Below are 26,532 nucleotides of genomic sequence, written 5' to 3'. Positions count from 1 at the left end.
GGACCGAACCATCGCGATGCGCACAGGAGGCGAGATGTTCTCTGCCCTGCGGACCCGAGCCGGCAGCGGCCGCCGACGACCCGGCAGGATGCTCCGGCCGGCACTCGCCGCGGGCATGGGGATCCTGTTGATCTCCTGCACGCCCAGCCCCTCGGCCAAAAGGGAATCGGGTCCTGCGCCGATTGCGCCGATTGCGCCGACTGCGCCGACTGCGCCGACTGCGCCCGTTGCCGGCGCCAGTGGCCGCGTATATGTCACGAACCAGCTGGACAACACACTCTCGGTGATCGACGCCCGTACGTACAAGGTCGTCGCGACCGTGCCGGCCGGCACGGCGCCGGAAGGCGTCGCGGTCACCAAGGACGGCAGGCACGTGTACATCGCCAACAGCGGCTCTGCCCGGGTCTCGGTCCTCGACGCCCGGAACAACAGGATCGTCACAACCGTGCCGGTCGGGAAGAGCCCCACCGGTGTCGAACTCAGCCCCGATGGCAAATCCCTCTATGTCACCAACGGCAAGTCCAACACCGTTTCGGTGATCGACACCCGAACCAGCCGAGTGGCCGCGACCATCCGGGTCGGAAAATCACCGGTGAACGTGGCGTTCAGTCCAGACGGTGGCAGTGCCTATGTGGCGAACGCCGGGTCGGGCAACCTGTCGGTCATCGACACCCGCACGCGCCGGGTCGCCCGGAAACTTCCCGCGGGGCGCTCCCCGGTGGGCGTCGCCCTCACCCCGGACGGCGAGTGGGCCTATGTCGCCGACGAAGTGGGACAGCAGGTCCTTGCCGTCGCAACCCGTACCGGCAAGGCGACTGCCGTGCCCGTCGGGGAGGGCCCCTTTGACGTGGCCATCGGGCCCGACGGCCGCTTCGCCTACTCCGCCGATCTCGGCCCGGGCAACGTATCCGTGATCGACACCGGCAGCCGTCGCGTCGCGGCGACCATTGAACTGGGCCCTCCAGGCACCGACCCGTTCAACCTGGAAGTCACCAGCCGCGCTGTCTACGTCACGAACCAGGGAGCGGGCACCCTCACGGTCATCGACCCGACCTCGCGCAAGGTCGTCGCCGCTGTCACCGTCGGTGCCAGCCCCTACGGCGTGGCGGTGAGCTGAACCCCCGACGCGCCCGGCACGCCCCGAGGGAGACGGGCCGACTTGCCGTCGGCAGTGGTCCGTGGCGGAGTCAGAAGAAGCCGCCGTCGGCCTCGATGGTGCGGCCGGTGATGTAACAGGCGTCGTCGGAGACCAGGAAGGCGGTCACGGCGGCGATCTCCTCAGGACGGGCCAGGCGGCCGAGGGCGCAGTGCATCTTCTCCCACTCCGGCAGCGGTACGTCGAGCAGCGGGTGCCGGTAGTGGACGGCGTTGGTGGCGGCCATGTCGGTGGCGGTACCGCCCGGGGCGATGGCGTTGATGGTGATCCCGCGCTGTCCCAGTTCGGCGGCCAGGTTGACCACCATGCTGTTGACCGCTGCCTTGCTCGCCGCGTACAGCGTGTGGTGGAAGACCGAGCGGGTGGCGCTGACTGACGAGGTGAGCACGATCCGGCCGCCCGGGCGGAGGTGACGGGCCGCCTGCTGGGCGGCGAAGAGCTGCCCCTTGGTGTTGACGGCGAACACCCGGTCGAAGTCCTCGGGGGTGATTTCCCCCAAGGGGGCGAAGTGCTCGATCCCGGCGTTGCTCACCAGGATGTCGAGCCTGCCGTAGGTCTCGACGGCCTGCTCGACCAGACGCTTGGTCTCAGCCAGGTCGGTCACGTCCGCCCGGATCGCGACCGCCTGGCCGCCGCGTTCCTCCAGCTCCGTCACCAGGTGCTCGGCATCGGCCGCGCTGCTGCGGAAGTTGACCGCCACGGTGGCGCCGTCCTCGGCCAGCCGTAGGGCGACGGCTCTGCCGATGCCTCGGCCGGCCCCGGTGACCAGGGCGACCTTCCCGCTGAGTCTCGTCATGCTCCGCCATTCCATCCGACAACCAGGCCCTTCGGAGGGCGCACTCCGACAACCATGGCAGCGCGTCGGCGAACCTGCCTTTCCATATCGCCGCACGGGTGGCGGACCGTTGCTGCTTTCGATCACATCCTTCCTGCCCGTGGCCGTGGGCGACCGCGGCCACGCCGCTCAGGGCTGGCCGGAGTCGCTGTAGCGTCCTCCGGTGGACTGGTTCCAAACCCGCCGGTTCACCATCTCGGAGATGTAGGGCCTGTTCTGAGTTCCCCGCCTGCGCCCCGACGCCCGGCACGCACGCTCGCCGCACGGCCCCGCAGGACAGGTGGCTCCGCCACATGACCTGCGACACCGCACGCCGATCGCACGCACCGACCGCCGCTGCGCCTGCGCTTCGCGCGAACGACGGGGAACTCAGAACAGGCCCTAGTCGACGTGCGCCTGCAGTGGCCAGGAGATGCGCTTTCAGCCGCCGATGAGGCGGGTGGCAGCTCGGCGGCAGACGGCCGCGCCGGTGACCTGGCGTCCGCAGCTGCGAGAGGTCGCTGGGACCAGTAGGAAGGCGTACGTCGACCGACCGTGTTCGACGACGGCCGACCGCGCTTCGCCGTGCTGAGCAGGCCACCCTCCAAGAAGCGCTGGAGCGGCGCGCGCCGACGACGGCCAGAGGTCACTCTTGGTGTGCGGCTCCAGGGTGAGCCGCACGTCACGGAGGAGAGCTGAGCGATATGCACGCAATCTGGCACGCACTGTCGATCACCGGGTCCATGACCTGGGAGATCACCTGGGCCCTGATCCTCGGCTTCGCCCTGTCCGCCGTTGTCCAGGCCGTGGTCCGCAAGTCCACCGTTGTGCGGATGCTGGGCGACGACCGCCCGCGGACCCTTGCCATCGCCGCCGGCCTGGGGGCTGCCTCCTCCTCCTGTTCCTACGCCGCCGTGGCCCTGGCTCGCTCTCTGTTCCGCAGGGGCGCCAACTTCACCGCCGCGATGGCCTTCGAGATCGCCTCGACCAACCTGGTGGTCGAACTCGGGGTGATTCTGGCGCTGCTCCTGGGCTGGCAGTTCACCGCCGCGGAATTCGTCGGCGGCCCCATCATGATCATTCTCCTTGCGGTGCTGTTCCGGCTGCTCCTGCGCGACAAACTGCTGCGCGACGCACGCGAACAGGCCGACCGAGGTCTGGCGGGATCCATGGAGGGGCACGCGGCCATGGACATGTCCGTCCAGTGCGAAGGCTCCTTCGGGCGGCGGCTGCTGTCTCGCCAGGGCTTCACGTCGGTCGCGCACGTCTTCGTCATGGAGTGGGCGGCGATCCTGCGCGACCTGGTCATCGGGCTGCTCATCGCCGGCGCCATGGCGGCCTGGGTGCCCGACTCCTTCTGGCGCACCTTCTTCTTCGACGGCCACCCCTTGGCGTCCAGGCTTTGGGGGCCGCTGATCGGCCCACTGGTGGCCATTGCCTCATTCGTCTGTTCCATCGGTAACGTGCCGCTGGCCGTCGTGCTGTGGAAGGGCGGCATCAGCTTCGGCGGCGTCGTGGCGTTCGTCTTCGCCGACCTGTTGATCCTGCCGATCCTCAACATCTACCGGAAGTACTACGGCGCGAAGATGACCCTCTTCCTCCTCGGCACCTTCTACGTGGCCATGGCCACCGCCGGATACATCGTCGAGTTGGGCTTCAGTGGCCTCGGCCTTGTCCCCGACCGCGCCGACGCCACAATCCCCATGAACGGCGTCACCTGGAACTACACCACCTGGCTCAACTTCGCATTCCTCCTCCTGGCCGCCGCCCTCCTGGTGAGGTTCTTCCGCACCGGTGGCCTGCGCATGCTCCGCATGATGGGCGGCTCACCCGACTCCGGCCACGACCACACCGGCCACCGTGACGGCCAAGCTGCCATGCAGCACGGACACGACACCGGGCACCCACACGGCAACCACCACCGCTAAGACCGACCGGGCCGAGGCGGCCCGTGGTCCGGCGGTGTGCCGCACCACGGTCAGCGAGGGTGGTCGCGTCCCCCGTTCGCCGCACCTCCGCCCCGAGGTCGTCGGCGTACATGATGATCTGTTGGGGCACGGCCACCACTCAGGCCGACTGCCCGGCCTGAGTGACGGATCCGGATCGTGGCCGAGGTTGACCCTCGACCTTGTCGAGGGCTCAGAGTTCCGGGTGTGGAGAACGAGATGCGCAGCATTGGGGAGATGGCACGGGACGGCGGGCTGAGCGTGAGTGCGCTTCGGTTCTACGACCGGGCCGGTGTGCTGGCCCCCGCCTGGGTCGACCCGGTCAGCGGCTACCGCTGGTACGAGCCCGAGCAGCTGGAGGAGGCCCGGTTGCTGGCCCGGCTGCGCCGGGCAGGCATGCCCCTGGCCGACATCCGGCTCGTCCTGGCCGCCTGGTCCGGCACGGACACGGTTCTGGTGCGCGGTCTGCTTCAGGCGCACCTGCGCCGTCTCGAACTGGGGCTGTCCGATGCCCGCAGTGAGTTCTCCACGCTCCGAGCTCTACTCGACCACAGGGAGAACCCCATGACTTCGCTTCGCACCGCCAGCGCCCGCCTGTCCGTCCCCGCGCCGGAGCTGGCCGCCGCACTGGACGCGGTCCGTTTCGCGGCCGGTACCGACGCGGAACTGCCGATGCTCGGCGGGATCCTGTTCGACATCGAGGGCGAAGGACTCCACCTCGTGGCCACCGACCGGTACCGGATGGCCGTCGCGCAGGCCCGTACGACGGGGTACGGCGGCTCTCGCGTGCAGGCAGTCGTGCCCCTTCCGCTCGCCGACGCGATGCGGGCGCTGCTGAACGGCGAGGAGTCCGTCCAGCTGGCAGTGGACGGTGACCGCGTGACGCTGGAGACCGGGGACCGACAGGCGGCCGGGCAGAGCCTCGGCCACGACTTCCCCGACTACCGTCGCCTCGTCCACCTCCCGGCCGGTCACCGGGCCCACGTCGATACGGCGGCCTTCCGGGAGGCGCTGGAGACCGGTCCCGTCCGCGCGAGCGAGACGCGCAAGCAGGACGGCGAGCCCCAGGACCTCAGCGTGCTCAGGGTGACGGAGAACGGGACCGTGATCCTCTGCGACGACGGTGACGACGACCAGAACATCGTCGCCGTCAACCGCGAGTTCCTGCTGCATGCGCTCGCCGCCGGAGCCCGGGACGAACTGGTCCTGGAGCTCGGCGCTCCCACGGCACCCCTCGCGATCCGCCGCGCCGACGACGAGGACAGCTTCTCGATCCTGATGCCGGTCCGCCTGGAGAACTGACCTCCGCGCGGGCCGGGTTGGCCCTTGCCTCCGTCCGCCTGTCTCGGCCTCGCGCCGGTGTCACGGCACCTCGTACCGTACGAGTGCCCGTTCTGCCGACGCCGGAGCTGCCAGGACCGGGGGCCGGCCGACCTGCTCCGCCTCGCGTGCCAGGTCGGCGGCCGCCTCCGGGACATGCCCATCGGTGAGAATCTTGGCCCAGACCGTCTTCGTGTACACGTCGCGGACCGTGCAATCCCCAGCGGTCCGCGCACGCCTGGCCATTGGGCGCGTCGCGCGGCGTCGGAGGTTGTCCGGCTATCCCCGCATGAGGAGGCGTATCCGATGCCATCGTGAAAAAGCGGTGCGAGATCGGCGGCGTCTCATCCCCGTGGTGCCGGTGCCTGCTCACCGCCTGCTCGCGGCGCGCGAGCAGCGGCCTGGTCACGAGGGCTGAAGTGGGTGGTGCTGGCCCGTACGACGAGTTCCGGTTCCACCGACGCCGGTACGGTCGCCCCACTTGGGTCGGTGATATGCCGTAGCAGGTGCGCCACCGCGAGGGTTCCCATATGGGTGAACGGTTGTGCGACGGTGGTCAGCGGCGGGCTGCAGTACGCGGCCAGGTCGATGTCGTCCATGCTGACCAGGGAGATGTCCTCGGGTACCGGTCTGCCGAGTTCTCCCAGCGCCCGGACCACGCCGAAGGCCATTTCGTCGCTGGCCACGAAGACCGCGGTCGCGTCCGGGATGCGGCCGAGGATGAGTCCGTTGCGGTAGCCGGAGGCGGGTGACCAGTCGCCTTCCAGCGGGGGCGGCACGGTCCTGCCGGCCGCTTCCAGCGTGGCGCGCCAGCCGTCGCGCCTGCTCGCGGCTTCCAGCCACTGCTCGGGGCCGGCGATGTGCCAGACGGTGTCATGGCCGAGGTCCAGCAGATGCTGGGTCGCCAGGCGAGCCGCGAGGGCCTGATCGACGGCGACGACCTCGGTCGCGTCGGTACGCGATCCGTCGATCGTGATTGTGGGCGTGGAACGGGTGAGCTGCTCGATCCGCGGACTGCTGTGAATGAGTGGCACCGAGAGGATGACGCCTTCGACGCCCTGGTCGGCCAGCCGGGACAGCGCGGCTTCGATCGCGGAGGTGTCCAGGGACGTGGTCGTGGCCGTGCTGACCGTGTATCCGGCGGCCTGGGCCGCGTTCTCGATGCCGGAGGTGACGGCGGCCCGCGAGTAGAAGGCCGTCTGGAGAGTGACCACTCCGATCGTGCGGCTGCGGCCCGAGGACAGCATGCGCGCCGCGTTGTTGCGGCGGTAGCCGAGCTGGTCCACTGCGGCCAGCACCTTGGCGCGGGTGTGCTCCTGCACGTTGGGGTGTCCCGAGAGAACCCGCGACACCGTCTGCGCCGACACTCCGGCGACCCGGGCCACGTCCGCCATGCCCGGCGGACGTGATCCGGCGTCGAGACCCTGCTTTGCCATGGGTTCCTTCCCTGATGCAGCCCGCCGATGATAGCGCCTCCCATGGTTTTGAACTGAGGCCTGCCAGGCCGGAAACCAATTCTGCTGCACCTGTTGGCATCGATAACATTCTCTGCCATAGTTCCGGCGATCAAGGTGCGCCGGCCCTGGGCTTGGCAGCGCGCCGGCCAATCCAAGGGCCCCTTCAAAGCCCCCTGCTTGCTCTGCCGCAGTACACAGGAGGAGCTGTGAAGAGGACTGTCGTTCGCGCCGCGGGTGCCGTCGACGCGCTCGCACTCGTGCTCACCGCCGCCGGATGCTCCGGGCCGGGCAAGGGGGCGGCGGCCTGCGGTACGTCATCGATCACATTTCCCTGAGCCCTCGTCCGGTGCGCGGGCCGAACCGCCCCGCGCACCGGACCGGCCCGGACGGGCTCGGCCGGACAGGAGCGGCTATGCCCTCACAGGCGGCCTTCCCGAGGGCTCGGCCGGCCGTCGCACAGAACCTCTCGACTGACCGGATCAGCGTGACCTTGGGCGGCGACTTACTTCACCGGTCGTCGCCGGACGACGAATCAGAGGAGCGTATTCGTGATCGAAAACATAGGTGGTGTGAAACGCCGGGGCGTGCTTGCAGCAGGCTTGGCCGGTGTGGGCGCCGCATTGGTGCCTGCCGGACGGGCCGACGCCGAGCCGGCCAGTGCGGCGGCCTCAGCCCTTGAGAAATCCGCCGAGGGCGGGCGCCGAGTGCTGAACTTCAACACCAACTGGGCATTCTGGCGTGACGATGCCCCAGATGCTCACCAGCCCGGATTCGACGACTCGGCGTGGGCCGCGGTATCGGTGCCGCACACGATGCGACTGGAGCGCAAACGGCCCTCGGTGTACGACGCCTTCGCGGGAATCGGCTGGTACCGGCGGTACTTCCGGGTCGATCCGCAGGACCGGGGGCGGCGGCTGACCGTGGTGTTCGACGGTGTTCAGACCAACTCCGTCGTCTACCTGAACGGGGAGAAGCTCGCCGAGCACTACGGCGGCTACCTGGGCTTCGTCGTGGACATCACCGACAAGGTCCGCCACGACCGCGACAACGTCCTCGCGGTCCGCGTGTCGAACCTCGACGACCCGCTCACCCCTCCCGGCAAGCCCCGGAACCAGCTGGGCTTTCTCACCTACGGCGGTATCTACCGCAACGTCACGCTCCGCGTGACGGACCCGGTCCACATCTCCGACCCGCTGGAGGAGGACGTGGTCTCCGGGGGTGGCGTGTTCGTCTCCTACCCCCAGGCGAGTGCGACCAGAGCAACGGCTCAGGTCAAGACGCACGTGGTGAACAGGACGGCAGCCGCCGCCGAGGTCAGACTGACCACGGTCCTGTACGACGCGCAGGGCACAGCGGTCGCGCGGGCCAAGGCCACCACGTCGATCCCGGGGGATGGCGGTCACGCCTTCGCACAGACGCTCAGTGTGACGCGGCCGAACCTGTGGCATCCCGACTCCCCCTACCTGTACAGGCTGGTCAGTGAGGTCTTCGTCGACAATCGCCTGGTCGACACGGTGACCACACCGACCGGAATACGGCGGATCGAGTACAAGGCGGACGGGTTCCACCTCAACGGCGAGCGGATCTACCTCCGCGGCGCCAACTGCCACCAGAACTACGCCTACGTGGGTGACGCCGCGCCGCCGTCGATGAAGTACCGCGAGGCGCTGCGGCTGAAGCTCGGCGGGTTCAACGCCGTACGGGCGGCGCACTACCCGCATGACCCGGCCTTCCTCGATGCCTGTGACGAGATGGGTCTCCTCGTCGTGGCCTGTCAGCCGGGCTGGCAGAACTGGAACGGCGACCAGACCTTCGTCAAGCGCACCTACCGTGACATCGCCACGATGATCCGACGGGACCGCAACCGGCCCTCGGTGATCCTGTGGGAGACCTCGCTGAACGAGACCGGGTACCCGCAATGGTGGGCAAAGGAGGCCAACACCACCGCTCATGCGGAGATGCCGGGCGACCAGATGTTCACCTCGGCGGACTACGGCACCTGGGGCAGTGAGTACGGCGTCAACTACAAGGTCGTCAATACCGACGGCTCGGATCCCGCGCCGGCCAAGCCGTTCCTCACCCGCGAGTGGGGCGACTGGGAGGACCCGTCCCGGTCCGGCCGGGACGACGGCGAGAGCGCGATGGTCAGCCAGGTTGTCACCCGTCAGGGTTACCTCGACGGCACCGGCTACTGGGACTGGGGCGGGCTGGACGCCAACGGCCGGATCGGCGGCTACTTCTTGTGGGTCTTCGAGGACTACGGGACCAATGACGTCTACCAGAAGTCCGGCGCGGTCGACATCGACCGGTACCCCAAGTACTGCTACCACTGGCTCAAGGCCATGCAGCCGGCCACCAACCCGAACCACGGCGGCCCGACGGTGTTCATCGCCAGCTCCTACACGGCTTCCTCCAGCCTGCAGGTGATGGTCTTCAGCAACACCGACAGCGTCCGGTTGTACCAGAACGGCCGCCTCATCGGGGAAGAGACCCGGACGGACAACGCCACGACCGCGCCGCACGTAGCAGCCAAGGGCGGCAGCCCTTACTACACGTTCACCCTGCCGTCGTTTGCCGCTGGAGAGCTCAAAGCCGAGGGCTACCTGGGCGGCAGGCTCGCCGCAACCCACCTGGTCAACACCCCTGGCGCCGCCCACCACCTGGAGATCGTCGCCGACGATGCGGGCGGACGGGCCGTGCTGACCGACCTGCTGGCCTCCGCACTGGGCGACAGCTCGGCACAGGGGAAGAAGGCCGCGCAGAAGCTGCTGGATCAGATGGAGCCCGGCGGAGTGGAATCGCTCATCGACCGGGCCGGCCAGGCCGGCGGTCGCGCACTGTCGGCCCAGGACGCCAAGGTGCTGCGCGGGTACGCCCGGCTGCTCGAACGCATCCAACCCGTCGCCGACGGTTCGGACCTGATCCCGGTGTTCGTCAAGGTCGTCGACGCTCACGGCACGCTGGTCGCCGACTCCTCCGCCTCCCTCACCCTCGAGGTGACAGGAGCCGGCACCCTGGTGGGCGACAACATCCCGCGCATCGCGGTGCAGACCCAGAAGGCCCAGGCCGGCATCGGCTACGCCCTGATCGCCACCAGTACCTCCAGCGGCCCCGTCACCCTCACCGCGAAGGCGACCGGACTGGAGAGCGGCGAGTACGCCGTGCAGACCGCGCCCTACACCGGTTCTCACGTCGCCGACGGCACTCACCCCGAGTGGAAGAACATCTCCACGCTGGAGAGCCAGGGTGCCCAGAACCTGGCCCTGTTCAAGCCGGCGACCGCCTCCACCTCGCAGTCCGGTAACTGGCCGGACAATGCGGTGGACGACGCAAGGGACACCAAGTGGGTCGGGAACGGCCCCGCCACCCCGGCCTGGTGGCAGGTCGATCTCGGCACGTCGGCCGACATCGAGCAGTTCCAGATCGTCTGGGAGACCGACCAGACCAGCTACAAGTACCAGATCCTGACCTCTGACGACGCCAGCGTGTGGACCACGGTCGTCAACGCGGAGGACAACACCGCCAAGGTCGCCACCGCCATCCACCCGGTGCAGACCAAGGCGCGTTACGTACGCGTCAACATCCTCTCCGCCGGCACCTGGTGGCCGTCCATCCGTGAGTTCCGCGCGGTACCGCCAGGTGGCAGCGGCGGCGTCCCCCCGGCCGATCCCGGCCCCAAGATCGCACGCGACCGGATCAAGACGGTCACCGCGTCCAGTTACGCCGCCGGCTTCGAACCCGCCAAAGCCTTTGACGGGGACATCACCTTCGGCACCGGGTGGAGCGCCTCCTCCCCAGCAGTTCCCCAGACACTGACCGCGGAGCTGGACGCTGCTCACCACCTCGACGGGGTGCGCATCCACTGGGGCAAGGACAGCAGCTGGTACACCTTCGACCTGCAGACCTCCACTGACGGAGCCACCTGGAAGACGGTGTTCTCCGGCTTGACCCGAAGCGGGCAGTACACCCTTCCCGAAGTCTTCACCGCAACGAACGTGAGCCAGATCCGTGTGGTCGTCACCCAGGTCAGCGGCGGGGGCGCCCAGACCATCGCCGGTATCGCCGAGGTGATCCTCTACGGCACACCGGCATAAAGGCGCTCACGCCAGGTCCTCGTTCACATAGACCTCACCTGTCGGCCGCGACGTCGGAGACCATCTCCTCGTCGGCGGGCACGTCAAGCAGTTCCTGCGGCTGCCGCCACGGATGCGGGAGCCTCGAAGAACTGACCGGGGTGCGGAAAGCGACCGGCTGCTCGGCTTCCCCGGCCACGTCCTAGCGGGCGCGGACGCCTGCGGCGGGGGCAAGAGAGATGTCGAGCCACCGAGGGGCCGGGCCCCGCACGCGCGCGGGGCCCGGCTGGGCGAGGACGGACCAGCCCTCGTTGGAACGCTGGTCGTCCTGGCTGCTGGGCCGGCGGTGTCGCACCTGCGTGCTCGGCGGGACGGTGCGGGCCTGTGTGGTGAACAGGGCGCGTACCTGCCGCATTTGCTCGGGGTTCTCGGGGGCGACGTCGAGGTCCTGGCTGAGCCGGTTGACCAGCCCGTGTGCGGCGCCAGCCTTGATGACCTCAGCTGCGCCAGTCTGATCGGGGCCATCGGGTACCCCCTCCGCAGCCAAGGGGCCCGCGGCTTCGTGCAGGTCCGTGCCGATGCGCCCCCTCACATCGAAGGCGGGTGCGCTGCTCGCGTTTCTTCACGGTCGCTATCCAGCGCCAACTGACTTGGACCCGGCGGTTCTCGTCCCCTGTCCCTCCGTCACCTGCGCGCCCCCGAGGTCTATGGCGCCGCCGCATGATCTTGGGCGAGTGGGTTGTCGCCGGGGGAGCGGTCTACGACTCGTACGACGAGCCGCGGCACGTCGTCGACGAGCTGCCCCCGATGCGCCGGTACAGGCTCGGCGTGACACGACGGCACGAGCAACCCGCCCTCGGCACATGGTGGCCCGCGGTGCTGCGTGTCGAAGGCCGATGCGGCCCATGCAGTGCGTGCACGGGGGAACGCCGCCGACTGCAACCGATGCCCTCGGCGTATGCGGACGATTCCGTCCGCATATCCAGCCATGTCGTCGACCATGCAGGTCATTCGCGGGCACGTCACATTTCGCCGGGCTGTCTCGTCTGAGTAGGTGGGGCAACTCGCATGGACTTCCTCGGACGGGATCAGCCGTCCTCGTGCCGGGGATGTGGGAGAGAGAGGAGAGGTGCACCTCGCATGAGTGCACAGGAATCGACCGCCAAGGTCGGCAATGGAGCAGAGCCTGCCGGCATATCCGTCCGGGACAGCAAGGGCGTGCGCGTCGCCGACGCGCTCGACGAGAGATTGGGGATCTACCGGCTCGGCGGAAAGTACATCCGGAAGGTCTTTCCGGACCACTGGTCCTTCATGCTGGGTGAGGTCGCGCTCTACAGCTTCATCACACTGCTGTTGACCGGCGTCTACCTGACGTTGTTCTTCCATCCCAGCGCACAGGAGGTCGTCTACGACGGCTCCCACGTGCCGCTGCAGGGTGTTCACATGTCGCAGGCGTACGCCTCGACGCTGGACATCAGCTTCGACGTCCGCGGCGGATTGTTGATCCGTCAGGTCCATCACTGGGCGGCGCTGATCTTCATCGCGGCCTTGTTCGTGCACATGTTCCGACACTTCTTCACCGGATCGTTCCGCAAACCGCGCGAGATCAACTGGCTCTTCGGGTTCCTGCTGCTGGTGCTGGCGATGCTCAACGGCTTCGCCGGGTACTCGCTCCCCGACGACCTGCTCTCCGGCACCGGTCTGCGCATCGCTGACGGCGTTGTCCTTGCGATCCCTCTGGTCGGGACCTATCTCCAATTCTTCTTCTTCGGCGGGCAGTTCCCGGGCGACGACGCCATCCCGCGGCTGTTCACCCTGCACGTCCTGCTGGTGCCCGCACTCATGGTCGGTCTGGTGACGGTCCACCTCATCTACGTCTTTTACCACAAGCACACGCAGTTCCCCGGACCTGGGCGCACCGAACGCAACGTCGTCGGCCAGCCGCTCATGCCGGTCTACGTCGCCAAGGCGGGTGGCTTCTTCTTCCTCATCTTCGGCATCACCGCCGTGCTCGGCGGCCTGGCCCAGATCAACCCGATCTGGTCGTACGGGCCGTACAGGCCGGAGCGGGTCGCCGCGGGATCCCAACCCGACTGGTACCTCGGGTTCCTGGAGGGATCCCTGCGCATCATGCCCGCCTGGGAATGGACCGCCTTCGGCCACACCATCAGCTTCAGTCTCCTGATCCCCGCCGTGATCGTCCCGGGCATCTTGTTCACCCTGCTTGGTGCGTACCCGTGGATCGAGGCGTGGATCACCGGCGACACACGCGAACACCATCTCCTGGACAGGCCGCGGAACATGCCGGTCCGCACCGGACTCGGGGCCGCCTGGATCGCGGCCTACGGTGTGCTGTGGGCGTGCGGCGGCAACGACATCCTCGCTACCCACCTCCACCTGTCGATCAACACGATCACCTGGGCGGGACGCGTCGCCTTCTTCATCGCTCCGGTACTCGCCTACATGGTCACCGTGCGCTGGTGCAAAGGCTTGCAACTCCGCGACCGCGACAAGGTCCTCCACGGTCGAGAAACCGGAATCATCAAGAAACTCCCGAGCGGCGGGTTCGTCGAACGCCACGAACCCCTGGACGCCGCGGCGCGCCACATCCTGACCGCCCACGAGCAGTACGAGCCCCTCGAACTCCCGCCGCCCGTGGACGACAACGGCGTCACCCGCAAAGCCACCCCTGGACAGCGGCTGCGTGTCAGCCTGTCCCGCTGGTACTTCGCCGACCAGATCCGCAAGCCGACCGCTGCACAGGCCCTGGTCGGTGCCCCGTCTCGGGACCACCCCGGCGAGACCTCCGGCGAACACGGGCCGCACGCATGAGACCCGACCCGGGAGGCCTCGACATACGCTCGACCACGCCCAGGGGGCCACGCGACGACGGTCCTGCCCGTGATCCACGGATCGACCTCCTGCTGATCCACGCCGTCCACGACGCCCTGCGCAGAGACCTGCGCCGGCTCGTCACCTGGTCGCGCACCTGCGTTCCGGTCGTCACCTGGGGCTGGATCGACTTCCTGCGCTACCTCACCACCTACCTCGACGCCGACGCCGACGTGCTGCGGCCGGTCCTGCTCGGCAGGAGCCTTTCCGGTCCCGGCCCCGAGCGCACTGCGGCCGAGATGGCACAGGCACGTCGCCGCGTCACCCTCCTCGCGGCGACCGTCGACGACTGTCTGACCGGCCGCGGGCCCGGAAGCCGTACGGCCGAGTACATGACCCGGCTGGACGCCGAACTGACGGCATACCTCGACTACGAGCAGTCGGTCGTCCTGCCGCTTGTCGCGACCTGCATCACCACCAGTGAATGGGCGGACTTCGACGCCGCCCAACGCCACCCCCTCGGACTCAGAAGCGGAGTGGCGCTGTGCGCCTGGCTCATCGACGGCACCCCGCCCGACCGGCAGCAGGCGATCCGCCGGCTGTTCCCGCCCGCTGTCCGGCTCGCCCACCGGTGGTTCGGAGCCCGCCACGCACTTCGGATCCGCTGGGGCGAACCGGTACCGCTCACAAGCTCACAGCTCGGGCACGCAAGACGTCGGGTTCGCTGAGCGGACGGCCGCGGCGCCACGCCCTTGCCGGCTTCGTAGGGCGTGGGCGCGGCGGGCGGAACCACCCTGTGGCTGTGTCAGGCCGGCGTTTTTGACGTACAGGCCGTCACCGGCGATCGCGCCCCGCTGCTGCCGACCGCCGGACATCCCATGGGGCGGCGGTCCCGGTAGGCGGCGACCTGGAGCAACTCCACCAGTTCCAGGGCACGTTCGACCCGGGCCCGGGCCCAGGAGCGGCGTCGCCCGCCCGCCACCTGGAGGGCAGGGCGACGTTCTGGGCCGCAGTGAGACACGGCAGCAGGCTGCGGGAGGCCTGCTGCCAGGTGCGGGCGAGGGCCGCCAGGGTCTGGGGCCGGGGTCGCCGAGTCCGCCGGGGTCAGGGGCCGGAGTCGCCGGAGCTACCCGAGCCCTTGGGATCTGGTGCCGTGACCGGAGGCACCGGAGCCCCCAGGGTCTGGCGCTGAGGCCGCCGGGCTTTGTCGACGGGGCCGCCGGGGACAGGGTGCGCTGCCCTTCTCACCTCGTGTCACCTGCTCTCAACTCCCGCACCGCTCCTCTCCTCCCCGCCCACCACGCCTGCACCCCGGCGATTCCCACCGTCACCGCCACCACGGCCAGCGCCGGCACCGTGAGCGACCAGGCGTCGGTGCGCAGCGGGGCCTGTTCCAGGGGAGTAACCGAGGGCGGTAGGGCCACTGCGGTCAGGTCTATGCCGGGGGAGAGCAGGCTGATCGCGGCCCAGCCGGTCAGGACGCCGCCTGCCGCGGCGAGCATGGCCTGGGGCAGGGACTCCAGGACGAGCAGGCGGCGGCCCTGCGGACGGGTGAGGCCCATGGTGCGGAGGCGGGCGAGCAGCGCGATGCGCTCGGGAGCGGCGCGCAGGAGTGCCAGGAGCAGCGCGAGCACGGCGTAGCCCGCGCCTGCAGCCACCGCCGCCGTGTAGAGGTGCTCCACACCGGACTGGAGGGGGGAGTCGACGTACCGGGCTCTCTCGTCGGCGCGGAGGCGGACCAACACCGCGTCCCCGGCCGCCTCGCGCAGGGCACGGCCGTCCGCTTCCGGGCCCGTCACCAGCAGCGTCGTCGGCCTGGCCACCGTGGTGCTGAGGCCGGCGCGGTCCACCACCAGGAAGTCGGCGCCCGTCACGGCCGGAGTGATGTCCCGGACGAGGACGATGCGGACAGTGACACTGCTGCCGTCCTCCATGGTGACGGGGAACGGAGCCGAGCCATGGGCGTCCGCCACGCTCGGGGAGGCCACGGCGGGCAGCACGGCGCCGGCCCCCAGGTCGCCCCGGCCCTTCTTCAACACCCCTTCGGAGAAGGCACCGAGCCCCGTCCGCCTCGTCAGTTCCGAGTAGCCGCCGGGATCCACACCCACCACTGGCACCGTCTGGCGCCCGTCGTTCGGCTTCGCCCGGTACGCGACGCTCACCGCCGCCACGTCCCGCACGCCGGAGACCCGGCGCACCCGGTCGGTCAGCCCCGCGGGCAGGGAATCCACCATCGACTCCAGCCGGGCGTCGGCCCCGACGGCGAGGAGCGCCGAGTGGTCCCGGGCCTCGGCGATGCCCGCCAGGACCGAGCCGCCGAACGAGGCCGTGGTGAGGGCGGTGAGCAGGGCGAGCAGCGGCAGCACCGCGGACGCGGAACTGCGGCCGGCCCGGGCCAGGGACAGATGGCCCACCACACCGCGCAGCCGCCGAGCCGGGCCGGCCATGCCACGCAGGGGAAGGGGGTAGAGGCGGACCAGCAGCAGCGCGGCGATCACTCCCACCAGCACGGGCGCCGCCGAGGTCAGCTGATCGCCGGACCCGCCGGACGTGCCCTGCTGGCGCAGGGTCACCACCGCGGCGGCGGCCACCGCCACCAGCGTCAGCTCCGCGACCGTACGTCGCCGGGACGGTCGTACGGACGTCACGTCCTGGCGGAGCGCGGGGACGCGGACGAGCCGGTGGGCGGCCGCCGCGCGCAAGGGGAGGGCGGCGCAGGCGACGACCGTGACCGCGAGGGCGGCCAGTACGGCGGGCAGGGCCCGGGCGCCGGGGAGGGCCCGCACCGCCACGGCCAGGCCCAGCGCCCCGGCCGGGACGGCGATCACCGCCGTCTCCGCGAGCAGGCGAGCGGCGAGGCCCGGCAGCGAGGCGCCGCGGGCGCGCAGCAGGGCCAGTTCGGTGCGGCGGCGGTCGGCGGCCAGACCACCCATCATCGCCAGGACGATGGCGACGACCGTACCGCCGCCGAACGCCGCGACCGAGATCGGCGCAGAGACGCCGGAGTGCAGGCGGGAGTAGGAGGCGAGCACGTCGTCGAGGTCGGTGTTGGCGTCCGTGAGGGGGTCGGTGGCCGCGCGCGCCTGTTGGAGGCTGGGGCCCGACTCCAGGGCGGCGAGCACGGACTTGAGCGCGCCCAGGTCACGGTGGTGCAGGGTGTTCGGGGCGGGGGCCAGCCGCCAGTAGCGGTAGGGCCGCCCCTCGGTGCCCAGGAGTGCGGGGGCGGCCTCGGGTGGCAGCAGCAGGGCACCGAGCCAGTACTGGGGCGAGTCCGGCTCGGCCGGCGATACCCGCATCAGCGCGGGCGTGCGCAGCAGCGTGTCCGTCGCCCAGTAGGCGCCGTCCCGGTCGCGCGGGGCGACGATGCCGGTGACCCGGACGGCGAGCGCGTCCCGACCCGCGCCGGGGACGTGCAGGACCGACCCCACCTTGATGCGCAGGATCTTGGCGGTGTCCGCGCTGACCGCAGCCTCCACCTCAGGCGTTGCCGCGGTGACCGTGCCGGAGGCGTGTGGCAGACGGCCCTCGCTCAGCCGGGCGTGGTCGGCCAGGCCCGCCTGCGCGACGAGGGCGACCTGGGCGGGCAGCCCGCTCGGCCGGGGCAGCCAGGGCTCGGGCACCGCCTGGTTGACGGAAGTGGTCACGCCGTACGACGACTGGCTGGGGTCGGTGACGAAGGGGCGCCGGACCGTGCCGAGGATGCTGTCGTAGTGGCGCTTCACGGTGGCGGCGCGCAGTGCCTGCTCGCGCTGGTCCTGCGGCAGGTTCGGCAGGGGAGCCGGGGCGGACAGACTGACGACGCTCCGGAAGTGGGGCGCCTGTTCGACGGAGTGGCGCAGGCCCGCGTCCTCGTACCGCTCCAGCGCGCGCGGGAACGTGGCGGCCAGACAGGCGGTCACCGCCACCAGTAGGGCGAGGGCGAGAGCGGCACCGGGGGCCGACCTCAGACGGGTGCGGACCCAGGGGGCGGCGGCACGTTCCGCACGCCTGAACGGGATTACCATGTCACTCCCCCTCCCGCAGCACCTGCACCGGATCGGCCTGTCGCACCGCCAGCAGCGCCACGACGACGACCGGGACGGCGGCCACGGCCGCCAGCAGGGCGGCCACCCGCAGCGGTGGCAGTTCCACAATGAGATCCGGCACCGGGCGGGTGGCCTCGCCGGTCAGGATGATGAGCGGCAGCACCGCGCGGGTCAGGGCGATGCCCAGGACCGCGCCCACGGCCAGCGCCAGCGCGACCAGGACGCCGTGCTCGGCGGCGACGGCACGGGCCAGTCGGCGGCGTGGGGCGCCCAGGGCACGCAGGATCGCGAACTCGGTGTTCCGCTCCCGCAGCGCCCCGGCCGCGCTCACCGCGAACCCGAGCGCGGCCAGCACCGCCGCCGCCGCGGCTGCCGCGGTGAACGCGGCCTCCGGGCCCGCCCCGAACGGGTCGTCACGCAGCTCGGCGGCGATCTCGTCGCGCACGACGATCTGCCCGGGATCGAGGTCGGGCCGGGCGCGCAGTGCGGTGGCGATGCCCGCGCTGTCCGAGGGCGAGTCCGGCCGCAACCACCACTCGGTGGGCGCGAGGGCGGTCCCGTAGCGAGCCTGGAGGACCCGGTTCACGGCGTGCAGATCGACGAGCACGGCGCCGCCGTCGCCGTCTCCCTTCCCGCCCTGGGCCGTTGGCAGCTGCCGTAGGGCGCGCTCGATCCGCACGGGCACGTTCTGCCCCTCGAAGGCGATGTCCATCGTCTGACCGGGGCGCGCGCCGGCGGAGGCGAGGAAGCGGTCGGTGGCGACGGCGGCCACCGCGGTGGTCTTGGGCTGTGTCACCTGCATGCGCAGCGTCAGTGACGGGCCGAGCCAGGGCTGGTCGGACGGGACGTAGCCCGTGCCGTACACCAGGGTCGGGTGCGCGGCGGGGCGGACGCGCGGGCGGGTCGGCGAGGTTCTGGGGCCGTCCGGGCCCTGCCCGCCGGTGTCGGAGGCCGCCGTCCAGGACGCCGGCAGGGGCACCCGCTGTGCCGTGCCGGCGGCGGTTGTCGCGGTCAGGGCGTCGAGGGTCAAGGTGTGCTCTTCGGCGTGGTAGGACGGCATGGGCAGCACGAGCTGCACCCCGGTAAGCGTCAACGGTCCGTGGTGGCTCGGCAGTTCGATAGACAGTGTGTGTGGGCGCCCGTCGGCGGGAAGGTCGCCGGACGGCAACAGGTAGGGGACGCCGTGGTCGTCCTCCAGCGTCTGGGTCACGGTCGCCGCGCTCTCCGTGCCCCGCACCGAACTGAGCAGGGTCGCCGTCAGCGTCAGCCGGGTCGCCCCGGCGGGCACGCGCGCGCCCGCCGACTCACCCGACGGACCCAGCCCCGCCAGAAGCCGCTTTATCGGGGCGGGCGCCAGGTCGGGGCGCAGCAGGACGGTGTCCGCCGCGTGCGCGGTGTCCAGCGCCAGCACCGTCGCCGTGCGGCCGCCGGACATCGACAGGGTCTTCCGCGCGGCGGGGACGGCCTCGCGCACGTGGGGCACGGCCGCGTATTCCTGCGTGCGGCCGAGCTCGCCGCCGCCGGCGCCCAGGACCCGCACCGGCGCGCCCGCAGCAAAGTCGGCCTGGTCGTCCTGCGAGCGCTCCCAGGAGGAGCCCTGACCGATCGCCAGTACGCCGAGCGCGACGGCCAGGACGAGCAGCAGCACGGGACCGGCGCCGCGCCCCGGGCGGCGGCTGAGCTGCCAGCCGGCCAGCGCCGCGGCCAGCCCCCGCCCGCCCGTCGCCCGGCGCTCGGCGAGCCGGGCGGCCGACGGAAGCAGACGCAGCGTCAGGACCGCCCCGGCCAGCAGCGCGAGGGCGGGCGCGGCGACCAGTAGTGGGTCGATGCCCAGGGCGCCGGTCGTGTCCGCGCTCACCGCGCCCGACGTGCGGTGGGCCAGCTGCCAGTAGGCGACCCCGGCCACCGCCACCAGCCCCAGGTCCGCCCCGGCCCGCAGCGGAGCGGGCAGGGCACGGGCGCGGGACGTGCGGAACCCGGTCGGCGCGACCGCCGGCAGGGTCGCAGCCAGCGCGCATCCCAGCGCCACGCCGGCCGCCGTCAGCCACACCCCGAGCCGTCCGCCGGCCGGCATCTCCAGCTCCAGTCCGAGCCGGGCCAGCGCCCCCTGCCCGGCCAGCAGCCGGACCAGTGGGCCTGCCAGCAGCGGGGCGATCAGCAGCGCGGGCCCGGCCAGCAGCAGTGCCTCCCGGGCGGCGAGGCCGGCGAGGGCGGCGCGGGAGGCGCCGCGGGCGCGCAGCAGCCGGGTCTCGCCGGTGCGTTCGGCGGCGAGCAGCCGGGCCACGAGCAGCAGCGCGCAGGCCGCGAGCAGGGCGAGCTGGAGCGCGACGATCAGGAGGGTGGAGCGGGAGACGAGCAGGGAGCGCTCGACCCGGTCGAGAACCTTGGGGAGAGCGGTGCTCGCGGCCGTACCGCCCACGCTGCCGTCCCCGGTGCGCAGCTTGAGCAGGGCGGCCGGCCCGGTGCGCGCGGAGGTGCGCAGGGCGTCGATGCGGTCGGCGGTGAGGCGGGCGAAGTCGGCGGAGGCGAGCCACGCCGACGGTCCGCCGCTCACCCGGCCGCCGGTGACGACGGAGGATGCCGTCAGCAGGGGGCCGTACGTGGTGAAGCTGGACGTCCGTACGCCCCGACCGCCCAGTTCGTCCAGCAGCCAGTAGGGGGAGGCCGGGTCGGCGGGCCGGTACACGCCGGTGACGAGGATCCGCACGGGCGGCCCGTCGAGCCGGTCGGTGACAGTGAGGCGGGCGCCCGGCGCCAGCCGCAGCCGCCGCGCGGCGGTCTCAGGCATCGCCACCTCGACGTCCGGCGTGCCCGCGCGTGGCATGCGCCCCTTGCTGAGCCGCACCTGCGTGGAGTCGAGCGCCGCGAAGTGCGTGAGGTCGGGCTCGCCGCCGGGCCGGGTGGCTGCGGCCCGGGTGGTTGCGGGCAGGGCGTACGGGCCGGAGCGCACCAGCGTCCGCACGGTCACCGGCAGCCCGTCGAAGGTACGGCGTGCTCCGTCGCGTACGGCGGTGTCGGCGCCCCGGCGACGATCGGCCGCCACGTCGGCCCTGACGACCAGCGCGGCATCGGCAGCGTTGCGCGGCTCGGCCAGCGAGTGGCGCAGGGCCGCGTCGCCGATCGCGGTCGAGTAGGCGGCCAGGGCCGCCAGCACGGACGTGGTCAGCAGGACGGTGACGAGCGCAGCGGCGATCAGCGGGCGATGCGCCTGCGCCCTCGCCAGGACGAGCGTTGCACTCCCCGAACGCACCCTGAAACGCCCCCCGTACGTCGTCACCCGGCTTCCCCCAAGCCTCTGTTGGCACCGTTGCCAAGAACTTCCGGTGATGTTGTCAGAGCGGATGGGGTGGGGTAAGCGGAAGTGAAGCGAGCTTGACCGGATTGTGACCGGGAATCGGCGTTTCATGACCGGAATCCGGGCTGTGGAGCGCAAACTCGGACGCGTTGATCATCGACGCCGGCGCGTACGTCAGGTAGTTCCACGGAGCAGCAGTCGTACGTCGCCGGCGAGGTCGCCCACGCAGAGGAGTCGCGACGGGGCAGAACGGCACTCTCATGATCTTCCCAGCCCCTCTCTCACCCCGATGCGAAAAACCGGGATCTCGATGCGGCCCAGGGGTGCCGTCCATACTCGGGGTCACACTGATCGGTCCCGGGTGAGGTGGAAAGGCCCATGAAGAGCCCTCAATAGCTGACTGGTGACCTGCCAGGAACCTCAGCAATCGATCAGCGTAAAACCTCCATGAGTGGCCAGTGCTAGACGGAGGGCGAGCCGTTGTAGGCTGAGAGAACAGCCCTTGACCTGCAGAAAGTAGGCAGGGAGCGGATTTTGGGAGCACTGAATGCTGCGTACTCTTTTCAAGTCGAAGATCTAGCATCTGGGCGTTTGCGCAGGTCAAAGCCGTGAACGTAGCCTCCGGGTCAGCAAATGGTCAGCATCAGGCCGGACGGTGTCCGGCGCGCTGACCTACGCCCGTGGTGGGGGGCCACTGCACGGCCCCACCACCTTCGCGAAGGTGCCCGTCGCCGACGCGACCGACGAACCGGGCTGTCTCGGCGCCACCGAGGCCGTGGCTCGTCGACATGACAGTGCTGGATCCGCGCAGCTCCCGGTCGGAGCGGGTCGCCCCGACGGAAGCCGCCGGTATGGGTGATCGCCGTCGTGATCGACGAGCGCGGTCACGGTTCACTGCCGTGGTGTGCCGGCCGGCGTACGGACCCGAGGCGGACGGTACGGCGGCCGCGTCACCGGGGTCGGTCACCCACGATGGTGGTGCGTTCCATCACTCGCTTGTGGGGGTAGTAGTCGGCGCACGCGTAGTGCTGGGTGACCCGGTTGTCCCAGAACGCGACCGTGCCGCGACGCCAGCGCAGACGGCACTGGTACTCCGGGTGTAGAGCCTGGCTCTGGAGGAACTCCAGGATCTCCCTGCTCTCCTCACGAGACAGGCCCTCGATGTGGTCGGTGAAGATGCGATTGACGTAGATGAGCTTGCGACCGGTCTCCGGATGGGTACGGACGACGGGATGAGCGACCGGGGGGTGTTCCCGTTGCCGGCGGGCGAGTTCGTCGGGGCTGAGGTTCCGGCCGAAGGCCAGTGTGAAGTCGTGCACGGCCCGCAGTCCTTCGAGGCGCTCCTTCACGTCATCGGTCAGGCCGTCGTAGGCCGCGGCCATGTCCGCCCACAAGGTGTCGCCGCCCACCTCGGGCACCTCCACGGCACGCAGGATCGATCCCATCGGGGGAGTGGTCTCGAAGGAGACGTCCGAGTGCCAGATGTTCTCCGTGCCCGGGGACTGTGCGTCGTGCGCGAGCTGTACCACCTCGGTGACATCGGCCTTCGTTAGGAAGGGGTGCACCTGCGGGGTCCCCCAGGCGCGGGTCAGGTCCCGGTGCTGCCGCGCCGTCATGTCCTGATCACGGAAGAACAGCACCTTCCACTCCAGCAGCGCGCGGTGCAACTCGGCGTGCAACTCCTCGGTGAGGGGCTGTGCGAGGTCCACGCCCTGGATCTCGGCGCCGATCGTGGGGCTGCACGGACTGAGCGAGAACAGTTGGTAGGGATCGCTCGGCGTCCCGCTGCCGGTGGGGCTCAGTTCCCGTACGGGTACGGGCCTCCAGCCGTTGCGGAACACCGTTCGTCCGTTGTCTTCCGTGCCCTCGGTGTTCCTTCGGGGGGTTTCCATCGGACGCCTCCTGGGTGGATGGGGTATGTGGAGTCAGTGGTCCGGGAGCGCGCCGCCTGTGGCGGGTGTGCGCCCATGGTGCATGCGTACGGCGATCAGGACGCCTGCGAGGCCGACAGCCGCCGCGATGAGAAACGAGAGCTGGTAGGCGGTGGCGGTGAACACGATCTGTCCGGTCCCCGCCTCGGTGCGAACGGTGTGGCGCATGGTCACAGCCCCCATGACGGTCGCCGCCGTCGTGGCACCCAACTGGCCGGCCAGGGGAACCATGGCCGTTCCGACGCCGCTGTGACGGGCGTCCGTCGCGTCGATCACGAGGTTGGGCAGCGCGGCGTAGTGCAGGCCGAGGCCGACGCCGACGGCCGACGCGATGAGAAGGATCTGCCAGCGGTGCCCGGGCAAGGACGATGTCGTCGCGAGGGCGAGGGTCAGGATGCACCCGGCCGCGATCAGTACGACGCGGGCGCCGAAGCGGCGCGCGACGGCCCCGCCGAGGGGGCCCGCCATCATGGTGAGCAGTCCCTGGGGAAAGGTCCACAGAGCAACGCCTGTGGCGGTGAGTCCCAGGCCGTATCCGAGGCCGGGCATCGCCGGGGTCTGGAGCATCTGCGGCATCAGCAGTGCGTAGCCGCCGATCAGGAAACCGACGCACAGAGCGGCCAGCAACGTCGGCCGCATCGCCGATCCGGTGATCAGGCGCAGGTCGACCGCGGGCACGGGCACTCTCCGCTCCCACACCGCGAACGCCGCCAGGGTGGCGACGCCGAGCGTGCCGGCGGCGACGACGCCCGCCGGACCCCACGCCCGGCCCTGGGTCAGGGCGAGGAGGATCAGTCCTATCCCGCTGCCCAGGAGGAGCACGCCCGCGACGTCGAGGCGCCGGCGCAGGCGCAGGGGGGACTCGGGGATGAAGAGCAGGGTGACCGGAACGAGCACAGCGGCATAGGCGAACATGAACCAGAAGACCGACCGGTATCCGTAGCAGTCGATGAGCGCGCCCGCCAGGAACGGAGAGGCGAGAGCGCTGACGCCGATCCCTGCCGACACGGCGCCCAGGGCGATGGGCACCACACGGCGGGGGAACACGTCCCGGATCAGCGCGTACGCCACGGCCGTGATGCCGCCGCACGTCCCCTGCAGCGCTCGGCCGGTGAGCAGCCACGGGAAGGTGGTCGCGGTCGCACAGATCACTGACCCGGCAGCGAAGAGTCCGCCGAGAGCGAGCAGGACGAGTCGCTTGCCGTACGTGTCGGCGAGCTTCCCGAGGAGCGGAATGGTCACCACGGCGGTGAGCCCCACGATGACGAGAACCCAGGCAGTGTGCGGGGTGTGGAATTCCAGCGCTATAGAGCGCAGCGAGGGGTAGACCAGGGTGAGTTCCATCGGTGCGAGTTCCGACATGAGGACGATGGCGGTCAGGGCGATGGCCAGACGGGCGCGGCTGGTGTGCGCCACCGGCCCGACCGGCGCCGGGAACGGACGTTCCGGTTCGCCGGCCGGCCGGGGAACCTTGTCGACGGCCATGGAGCCTCCTTGGCGGCAGCTGTGCGGAGAGGGCACCTGAGTGCCGGATCGCGGTGGCGCTGGACCGGAGGAGTGCGGTTGGCGGTGTGGTCGGCGTGGGAGACAGGCGGGTGGGCGAGGTCAGGTAGGGGAGAAGCCCTGCGCGGAGGGCATCGGCGTCGCGTTCGTCTGCCCGACCAGACGTAGGGTGGCGGGCCGAACCGGCGCCGTCAGGACTGCGACCGAGGTGTCGACGAGGTCGGAGACGAGCAGGCCGAACGAGTCGGCGCCTTGGGCGTCAGCGGCTTCGAGCCGCAGTTCGTGGTCGGCGAGCGCATGCACCGGGGAGCCGCTGAAACGGGCCCAGCGTTCCACCCGGAGCTGCTCAGGCAGACCCGCCAGGAGGCGCATGGCGCGGTCGTGCAGGATCACGAGGCCCTTCGTCCACGGCCTGACTCCTACTCCTTCGCGGTTCAGTACGGTGGTACCGGGCTCGACCGTGTACCTCGCCTGGACACAGAAGCGCAGGTACCAGCTCGTCCGTCCGGGGCGGTCGAGTATCTCACTGAGCGGCACGACGAACGCCTCGGCCAGAGCGTAGGGGTCGTGCGCCCTGCCCTGATCGTCGAGCTCCGTGATCAGTTCCATGCGCCGTGCGTTGATCGGCGCCATTCGATGCTCGAAGATCGCTGCGACGAGTGCCTGCTTGGAACCGAAGTGGTAGCGGACCGCCCCCGTGTTGCGCTGTCCGGCCTCGGCCGCGATCTCCCGGAGGGACACCCCGTGAACCCCCCGCTGTGCGATGAGCCGTTCCGCGGTCTCGACCAGGCGGACTCGTGAACTTGACTTCGGCGTGTCCATGGCCGGGAAATTAACTCAAGCGAGTTGAAGTTACAAGGCTCTTGTCGACCGATCCAGCACGGCCTCCGCTCAAAGCCTGGTCAGATGTTGCTGCAGCGAGAAGTGAAGTGGCAAGTAACTCAGATGAGTCATTCAGGCGTCTGTCGGCCGCACCGCCTCGGGGCCGACTCGGTGAACTTCCTGTGAATCGGGCCGCGATGGTGACGGTCCGGCCCGGGATCCGAGGCAGCGACCCCGACGTCGTGCCCGGATCTCCCAGGAAGTTCCCAGAATCTCTCCGGGGACGATCAGGCCCGGCTGACGGCGTCGGTGTCTGTTCCGATGAGCCTCGACCTGACGTGGAGCCTTTCTGTGGCCACATTCCTTTCCAGGCTGGGCCGGTTCTCCTTCCGGAGGCGCTGGCCGGTCACGCTGTTGTGGGTGGTACTGCTCGTGGGGACGGGGGTGCTGGCCGGGAGGGCTCCCGCCGCGCCGCCGAGCGAGTTCTCGATGCCCGGCACGGAGGCGCAGCACGCCTACGACCTGCTGGAGGAGAGCTTTCCGGAGCTGAACGCCGACGGGGCGACGGCCCGGGTGGTGTTCCGGGCGGAGGACGGCAGGATCACGGACCCGGAGGTGCGGAAGGCGGTCCAGGAGACGGTCCGGGAACTCGGGTACGATCCGCAGGTCGCGCGCATCACCGACCCGTACGCCACCCGGTCGGTGAGCCAGGACGGTTCCACCGCCTACGCGCAGGTCGCCTATGAGGTGCCCGCCCCGGAGCTGACGCAGAGCGCGCGCGACGCGCTGCAGGACACCGTCGCACGGACGGCATCGCAGAAGCTGTCGGTCGAGGTGGGCGGCAACGCCGTGAACGCGGTGGGCGGCGGGCACTCCTCCGAGGCCATGGGCCTCGCGGTGGCCGCGCTGGTGCTCGTCCTCACCTTCGGCTCGCTCCTCGCCGCGGGGCTTCCGCTGCTCACGGCCATGCTCGGCGTGGGCCTCGGCGTGCGCCCCGGTCCCACACCCGCGCCCACGGGGCGGCGGCCCCCTCCCGCCGCCCCGTGCCCCAGCCCACCCCAGCTCACCCCGCGTACAGGAGCCTGCCCATGCCCTCCGCTCCACCCGGTTCGCCCTGGCACCACGCCCTCGAAGGAGCCCTCGCCGCCGCCACCGCGGTCACGGCGATGGCCGGTCTGCACGCTTCAGGCCGGCTACGGCGAGGTCGTACGGTTCGCCGACCGCCTCACCGACGGGCTGAGCCCCGCGGAGAAGAGCAGGGTCTTCCACGCCAACGCGGCCGACGTCTACGGCCTTCGGCCGCCCGCACGCCCGTGACCCATCCTGCACGGACCGGAAAACCCGAGAGAGGCGAACGC

The 26,532-nt window shown here is 70.6% G+C and carries 17 protein-coding genes and 1 pseudogene; 8 read left to right on the top strand and 10 right to left on the bottom strand.

Translation table 11 applies throughout. The features are described from left to right. The first annotated feature begins 16 nt into the window (after positions 1 to 16). Positions 17 to 1,117 (top strand): beta-propeller fold lactonase family protein, encoded by a 1,101-nt coding sequence (locus ACIBB8_RS16700; RefSeq protein ID WP_398952683.1) that lies wholly within the window; start codon positions 17 to 19, stop codon positions 1,115 to 1,117. 70 nt (positions 1,118 to 1,187) lie between these two features. On the opposite strand, the gene ACIBB8_RS16695 is transcribed toward ACIBB8_RS16700, so the two are convergent. Continuing rightward, positions 1,188 to 1,952 (bottom strand): SDR family NAD(P)-dependent oxidoreductase, encoded by a 765-nt coding sequence (locus ACIBB8_RS16695; RefSeq protein ID WP_398952681.1) that lies wholly within the window; start codon positions 1,950 to 1,952, stop codon positions 1,188 to 1,190. 722 nt (positions 1,953 to 2,674) lie between these two features. On the opposite strand from ACIBB8_RS16695, the gene ACIBB8_RS16690 reads away from it, so the two are divergent. Beyond that, positions 2,675 to 3,898: a permease gene (locus tag ACIBB8_RS16690; RefSeq protein ID WP_398952679.1), complete on the top strand. Its 1,224-nt coding sequence runs from the start codon at positions 2,675 to 2,677 to the stop codon at positions 3,896 to 3,898. A 237-nt stretch (positions 3,899 to 4,135) separates the two neighbouring features. Next, positions 4,136 to 5,218 carry a MerR family transcriptional regulator gene (locus tag ACIBB8_RS16685; protein WP_398952677.1) on the top strand — a complete coding sequence of 361 codons (1,083 nt, stop codon included), beginning with the start codon at positions 4,136 to 4,138 and terminating at the stop codon, positions 5,216 to 5,218. 60 nt (positions 5,219 to 5,278) lie between these two features. Here the strand turns inward: ACIBB8_RS16685 and ACIBB8_RS16680 are convergent, their stop codons facing one another. Both ACIBB8_RS16680 and ACIBB8_RS16675 read right to left on the bottom strand, forming a co-directional pair. After that, on the bottom strand, positions 5,279 to 5,437 hold the full coding sequence (locus ACIBB8_RS16680; RefSeq protein WP_398952675.1) for a hypothetical protein: 159 nt from the start codon (positions 5,435 to 5,437) through the stop codon (positions 5,279 to 5,281). Positions 5,438 to 5,580: 143 nt separating this feature from the next. Continuing rightward, entirely contained in the window at positions 5,581 to 6,672 is a 1,092-nt protein-coding gene (locus ACIBB8_RS16675) for a LacI family DNA-binding transcriptional regulator (RefSeq protein ID WP_398952673.1), read from the bottom strand. 227 nt (positions 6,673 to 6,899) lie between these two features. On the opposite strand from ACIBB8_RS16675, the gene ACIBB8_RS16670 reads away from it, so the two are divergent. Together ACIBB8_RS16670 and ACIBB8_RS16665 are read left to right on the top strand one after the other, a co-directional pair. After that, a complete protein-coding gene (locus ACIBB8_RS16670; protein ID WP_398952671.1) occupies positions 6,900 to 7,028 on the top strand; it encodes a hypothetical protein in 129 nt (42 codons plus the stop codon). Positions 7,029 to 7,241: 213 nt separating this feature from the next. Next, positions 7,242 to 10,787: a discoidin domain-containing protein gene (locus ACIBB8_RS16665; protein WP_398952669.1), complete on the top strand. Its 3,546-nt coding sequence runs from the start codon at positions 7,242 to 7,244 to the stop codon at positions 10,785 to 10,787. A gap of 181 nt (positions 10,788 to 10,968) precedes the next feature. Here ACIBB8_RS16665 and ACIBB8_RS16660 read toward each other — a convergent pair whose 3' ends face one another. Continuing rightward, entirely contained in the window at positions 10,969 to 11,358 is a 390-nt protein-coding gene (locus tag ACIBB8_RS16660; protein WP_398952667.1) for a hypothetical protein, read from the bottom strand. A gap of 548 nt (positions 11,359 to 11,906) precedes the next feature. On the opposite strand from ACIBB8_RS16660, the gene ACIBB8_RS16655 reads away from it, so the two are divergent. Continuing rightward, positions 11,907 to 13,598 (top strand): cytochrome bc complex cytochrome b subunit, encoded by a 1,692-nt coding sequence (locus tag ACIBB8_RS16655; protein WP_398952665.1) that lies wholly within the window; start codon positions 11,907 to 11,909, stop codon positions 13,596 to 13,598. After that, positions 13,595 to 14,326, top strand: coding sequence for a hypothetical protein (locus ACIBB8_RS16650; protein ID WP_398952663.1), 732 nt, complete (start codon positions 13,595 to 13,597; stop codon positions 14,324 to 14,326). The genes ACIBB8_RS16655 and ACIBB8_RS16650 overlap by 4 nt, the downstream gene beginning before the upstream one ends. A 111-nt stretch (positions 14,327 to 14,437) precedes the next feature. Here ACIBB8_RS16650 and ACIBB8_RS16645 read toward each other — a convergent pair. From ACIBB8_RS16645 to ACIBB8_RS16620, 6 genes and pseudogenes are all read right to left on the bottom strand, one after another. Further along, positions 14,438 to 14,648 (bottom strand): annotated as a pseudogene (locus tag ACIBB8_RS16645) (ABC transporter ATP-binding protein); the annotation flags it as partial. Positions 14,649 to 14,842: 194 nt separating this feature from the next. After that, entirely contained in the window at positions 14,843 to 17,602 is a 2,760-nt protein-coding gene (locus ACIBB8_RS16640; protein WP_398952661.1) for an FtsX-like permease family protein, read from the bottom strand. Between the two features lies 1 nt (position 17,603). Next, complete coding sequence (locus ACIBB8_RS16635; protein WP_398952659.1) at positions 17,604 to 20,873, bottom strand: FtsX-like permease family protein; 3,270 nt, start codon at positions 20,871 to 20,873, stop codon at positions 17,604 to 17,606. Positions 20,874 to 21,868: 995 nt separating this feature from the next. After that, on the bottom strand, positions 21,869 to 22,810 hold the full coding sequence (locus ACIBB8_RS16630; RefSeq protein ID WP_398952657.1) for a TauD/TfdA dioxygenase family protein: 942 nt from the start codon (positions 22,808 to 22,810) through the stop codon (positions 21,869 to 21,871). Positions 22,811 to 22,843: 33 nt separating this feature from the next. Next, a complete protein-coding gene (locus tag ACIBB8_RS16625; RefSeq protein WP_398952655.1) occupies positions 22,844 to 24,334 on the bottom strand; it encodes an MFS transporter in 1,491 nt (496 codons plus the stop codon). A 120-nt stretch (positions 24,335 to 24,454) separates the two neighbouring features. Beyond that, positions 24,455 to 25,174 carry a TetR/AcrR family transcriptional regulator gene (locus ACIBB8_RS16620; protein ID WP_398952653.1) on the bottom strand — a complete coding sequence of 240 codons (720 nt, stop codon included), beginning with the start codon at positions 25,172 to 25,174 and terminating at the stop codon, positions 24,455 to 24,457. 351 nt (positions 25,175 to 25,525) lie between these two features. Here ACIBB8_RS16620 and ACIBB8_RS16615 point away from each other — a divergent pair, with 351 nt between their 5' ends. Next, positions 25,526 to 26,491 carry an MMPL family transporter gene (locus ACIBB8_RS16615; protein WP_398952651.1) on the top strand — a complete coding sequence of 322 codons (966 nt, stop codon included), beginning with the start codon at positions 25,526 to 25,528 and terminating at the stop codon, positions 26,489 to 26,491. The last annotated feature ends 41 nt before the right edge of the window (positions 26,492 to 26,532 follow it).

The organism is Streptomyces sp. NPDC051286 (assembly GCF_044455345.1).
In the GTDB taxonomy this organism is placed as follows: Bacteria; Actinomycetota; Actinomycetes; order Streptomycetales; family Streptomycetaceae; genus Streptomyces.
The sequence above is the reverse complement of the archived record's forward strand: the minus strand, read 5'-3'. Positions and strand labels throughout refer to the sequence as shown.